Below are 4,312 nucleotides of genomic sequence, written 5' to 3'. Positions count from 1 at the left end.
TACGAGCTGGTGTTGTTACCGTTACTTTGACTGGAACTTCTTCTTTCGAGCCATCTGGATAGGTTACCGTTACTTTACCGGTAATCTTGTCTCCTGGGTTCTTATCTGCTGGAATTGTGACAGTAACTTTTCCATCTTTATCTACTGTGATAACTTCTGGTTGGTCACTTTCGAAGGTTGTTCCTGTTGGAATTTTCTTACCATTCTCTTCTGTTAATGGAATTTCCACCTTAGTTCCTGGTTTGCCATTTCCATCTTCGTATTTCGGTGTGTAGATATCTTTATCTTGTTCACCTACTGTAACCGTTACTGGAACTTCTTCTTTCGAGCCATCTGGATAGGTTACCGTTACTTTACCGGTAATCTTGTTTCCTGGTTTAGCTTCTTTTGGAATTGTGACAGTGACTTTACCATCTTTATCTACTGTGATAACTCCTGGTTGGTCACTTTCGAAGGTTGTTCCTGTTGGAATTTTCTTACCATTCTCTTCTGTTAATGGAATTTCTACCTTAGTTCCTGGCTTGCCATTTCCATCATTGTATTTCGGTGTGTAGATATCTTTATCTTGTTCACCTACTGTAACCGTTACTGGAACTTCTTCTTTCGAGCCATCTGGATAGGTTACCGTTACTTTGCCGGTAATCTTGTCTCCTGGGTTCTTATCTGCTGGAATTGTGACAGTAACTTTTCCATCTTTATCTACTGTGATAACTCCTGGTTGGTCACTTTCGAAGGTTGTTCCTGTTGGAATTTTCTTACCATTCTCTTCTGTTAATGGAATTTCCACCTTAGTTCCTGGTTTGCCATTTCCATCTTCGTATTTCGGTGTGTAATCATCTTTATCTTGATTTGTTACCGTTACTTTGACTGGGACTTCTTCTTCTGATCCATCTGGATATCTTACTAGAACTTTTCCTGTTATTTCATCACCTGGTTGTTTATCTTTTGGAATTGTTACGGTTACTTTTCCTTTGTCATCTACTGTGACTACTCCTGGTGTTAAGCTTGTGTATGTTGTGCCTGATGGAATGGTTTTTCCGTTCGCTTCACTTACTGGGATGTCTACTGATGCTCCTGGTTTACCACTACCATCATTGTACTTCGGTGTGTAATCATCTTTATTTGGACGTCCTACAACTACTGGAATATTTACTGTATCATGTGAACCATCTGGGTATGTTACTTTCACTACCGCATTTCCTACATTACCTGATGTATTTGTTGACGGTTTACTTTGTACCGTTAAAGTTCCTGGAGCAAAGTTTTGTACTTTTGCCTTCACTTCATCATCCGTAATGTTATGGTTATACGGAACTGTTAATGTTTCTCCTGTCGGATTATATTTGCTAGCTTGCTCTTCAACAGTGATTTTTATTGTTTTTTCTGAAGAATTATTATTTTTATCATATGCTTTAATTTTTACAGTATAGAATCCTGTCGCAGCATTCGTAGTCCCTGTAATCTTGCCATTTTCATATTTTAATCCTTGTGGTAAATTGCTTACCTCTATTGGATTATTATCACGCAAGCCAACACCACCTGTATTATCTACAGCTGTTACAGGGATTGGAGTAATTGGTTCGTTTTTAGTTACTGTAGCATCTGCTGCTGTAATGGTTGGCCCCGTCTTATCACCAGCTGTGACAGTGAAAGTAAAGGTCATAGGTTTTGCTTGGTTCCCTGCATCATCAGTAGCCTTGAAGGTAAATGTATGTGTTTTACCAACATCTTCTGGTAGGGCTTTAAGGGTGATTTTTCTGATTTGTTTAGTATCTGTACTTCCTTTTGATTCTACAAATGCTTGCGCTGTAGTAAGCCTGTTACTATATTTTGGTTGGGTTATAAAATCACTAACATCCAGCTTAGCCTTCTTATCATCTGTTGCTGTAACTGTAAATGTTACCCATTCACCTTCTGTTACCGTTTGGCTTGCTGGTGTGATGGTCAAGGTTGGGGCTTGTGTGTCTGGTGATTCTGTCGGTGTTACGGCCTCACTTCGTTCTGAAGTCACTGTTCCATTAGTATTAGTAACTACTGTTTCAGCTGTAATAGGGTTTCCTGGTAGAGCTTCTGTAACTGTAACGGTTGCAGTCTCTCCATCAGTTGTTCCAGTTCCAATCAGCTTAGTTCCATCGTAAAGGTTAACTGTTGAACCATTTGGCACTCCGTTTCCGACATTTACAGTAATTTGTTGATTTGTTAAGCCTTTTTTGTTCTCTAAACTTGTTGTAATAGTCGGTTTTTTAGGTTTAACTGTAAGCTTAACAGTTCCGTCTGAGCCTGAGTTAGCATCTTCTGATGATGAACCATCCCCATATCTGGCAATTACTTTATAAGTAAAGACTCCAGCTTGATCTGTACTTGGTTTACGATCATTTTGCCAGCTCCAAGTCATTCTTGGTGGGAAGTCTTTACCACTTTTTGAAGTGACATAGTTATCAGCTACAGGGTTATCTGTATTTGGAAGACTATCTCCCACCGTTTTGGTATGTGAACTACCTTGGATAGGGTAGGTTTCTGCCTCTGTGGTCGTTTCTAACCTAGCACCCTTTGCCGCCATAATATAAGACTGATTAGTCGTATTTCCAAATGTTGTCGTGGCAGCGTAGACATGACCGTATTTAGCTGCCTCCTCCTCAGTCACATTGTCTTTAAGTCTAATCTTCACATGCATATGAACAGCATAATCTATACTTTGTGCTCCAACCTTAATCCCCAAATAATATGATAAGTTTGGATACTTACCGTTTTCTTTTTTTGTGAGAGTATTTAGAAAAGTGTCGTATTCGTTATTCTTGAATACATAACCACGCTGATTATCTCTAGTTACCCCTGAAGCTGGATCATACAAACTGACATTATCATTATCAAAGATATAAGCTTTCTGTTCCCACGGTTTATCAATTTTGACTGTATTTCCATATTGTTGAAATCCGATATTCCCATCAGAAAGCCTTCTAGCATTATATTTCTTGTATCGTGTGAAACTCAAGTCTTTTATTGTATCAGACTTATAAGTTCCATCGCCGTTAAGATTCATGATATTAAAAGGTCCTTGGAAATAATACTGTTGCTGATATGACCTTTCCACCATACGTTTTCCATCGTTATTAAAGAAGACATCGTAGACCATCCATTTTTGTCCATTTTCTTCCTTATAATTTGCTCTGATTACTGTCTTATCCCTAGTAAAATCTTCATCATTATTTCTTGTCTTTTTACCTTCGTTAGTAGATGGGTCAACAGAAGCAAAGTATCTTACATCAGACAAAGCACCTTCGTTAACAGTACCCGGGATAGATTCCAGAGCCCTCTTAGATCTTCTAGATCTCTTAGGTTTATCTTCTGCTCCAGATGCAGAAGCAGCCCTGTCTGAACCCTCCTCCTTATGGTCGCTCCTTTCAGAAGAGGCATTTTTATCCGCTGATTCACTTGCCTGCGGCTGACTTTCTTCTTTAGAAGAACTTGATAAGACTGCCAAGTCTTTTTCCAAGTCCTCAGCAAGACTGTCAAGATCCCCTTGACCTGCATCAGCACGGGCTAATAATTCTTTCCCTTTTTGAAGTCGCTCTTTAATAGGACTTACAACTGAAGAATCGTGCTTCGAGTCGGTAGAAAGAAGAGCACTTACCTCTTCCACTAGCTTGCTCAAGCGGCTGCTATCAACTGTAGCAGCTTTCTCTTCAGCAGGTTGAGCTTCTTTATTTTCTGAAGGCTCACTGGCTACTTCGGCTTGATTTTCATTCCTTGCCTGCCCTGCTTCAGACGACTGCTCCCCATCTTTCGGGCTAGCTAGACCAGTAGCCGATGACGACGTGTTTTGGCTTGGGCTATCTGCACTCACAACGTTGGCCCCCATAAACATAAGAGCCGCAACCGCAACAGAAGCTGCACCAAAGCTATATTTACGAATAGAGAAGCGCAAGACTTTTTCGCGTTGATGGCGCTTTACCCTACTGAGTGAATTCGATTTATCTTCCATGTTACCTCCTTAAGAAGACTAATGATATAATAAAAAATAAGTTTCCCAACTCCCACTCCTTCAGAGAGTGAAGCTAGAAACAGCACCGTGATTCTTACTAGTGAGTAAATGATAGGAGATGATACTAGGTCACCCTTAAGCTTCAAGCAACTATAATATCACAGCTATCACAGCTATCACAGCTATCACAGCTATCACAGCTATCACAGCTATCACAGCTATCACAGCTATCACAGCTACATTATACCACTTTGATAAAATTAGTCAACACTTATCCTGACACTTTTATCATTTTTTTCATCGCTGAATCCCGGGACTTTGACAGTTGTG

At 39.9% G+C, this 4,312-nt stretch carries 1 protein-coding gene; it reads right to left on the bottom strand.

The features are described 5' to 3' along the window. Positions 1-3,982, bottom strand: a 3,982-nt coding sequence (locus HT669_RS09520) for a YPDG domain-containing protein (protein ID WP_172933692.1), incomplete at its 3' end; no start/stop codon positions are given. Positions 3,983-4,312: the final 330 nt, after the last annotated feature.

Origin of the sequence: Streptococcus sp. 2100, assembly GCF_013276335.1 — a bacterium.
Taxonomy (GTDB): Bacteria; Bacillota; Bacilli; order Lactobacillales; family Streptococcaceae; genus Streptococcus; species Streptococcus pseudopneumoniae.
Note: the sequence above shows the minus strand (reverse complement) of the source record. Positions and strands in the feature narration are given on the sequence as shown.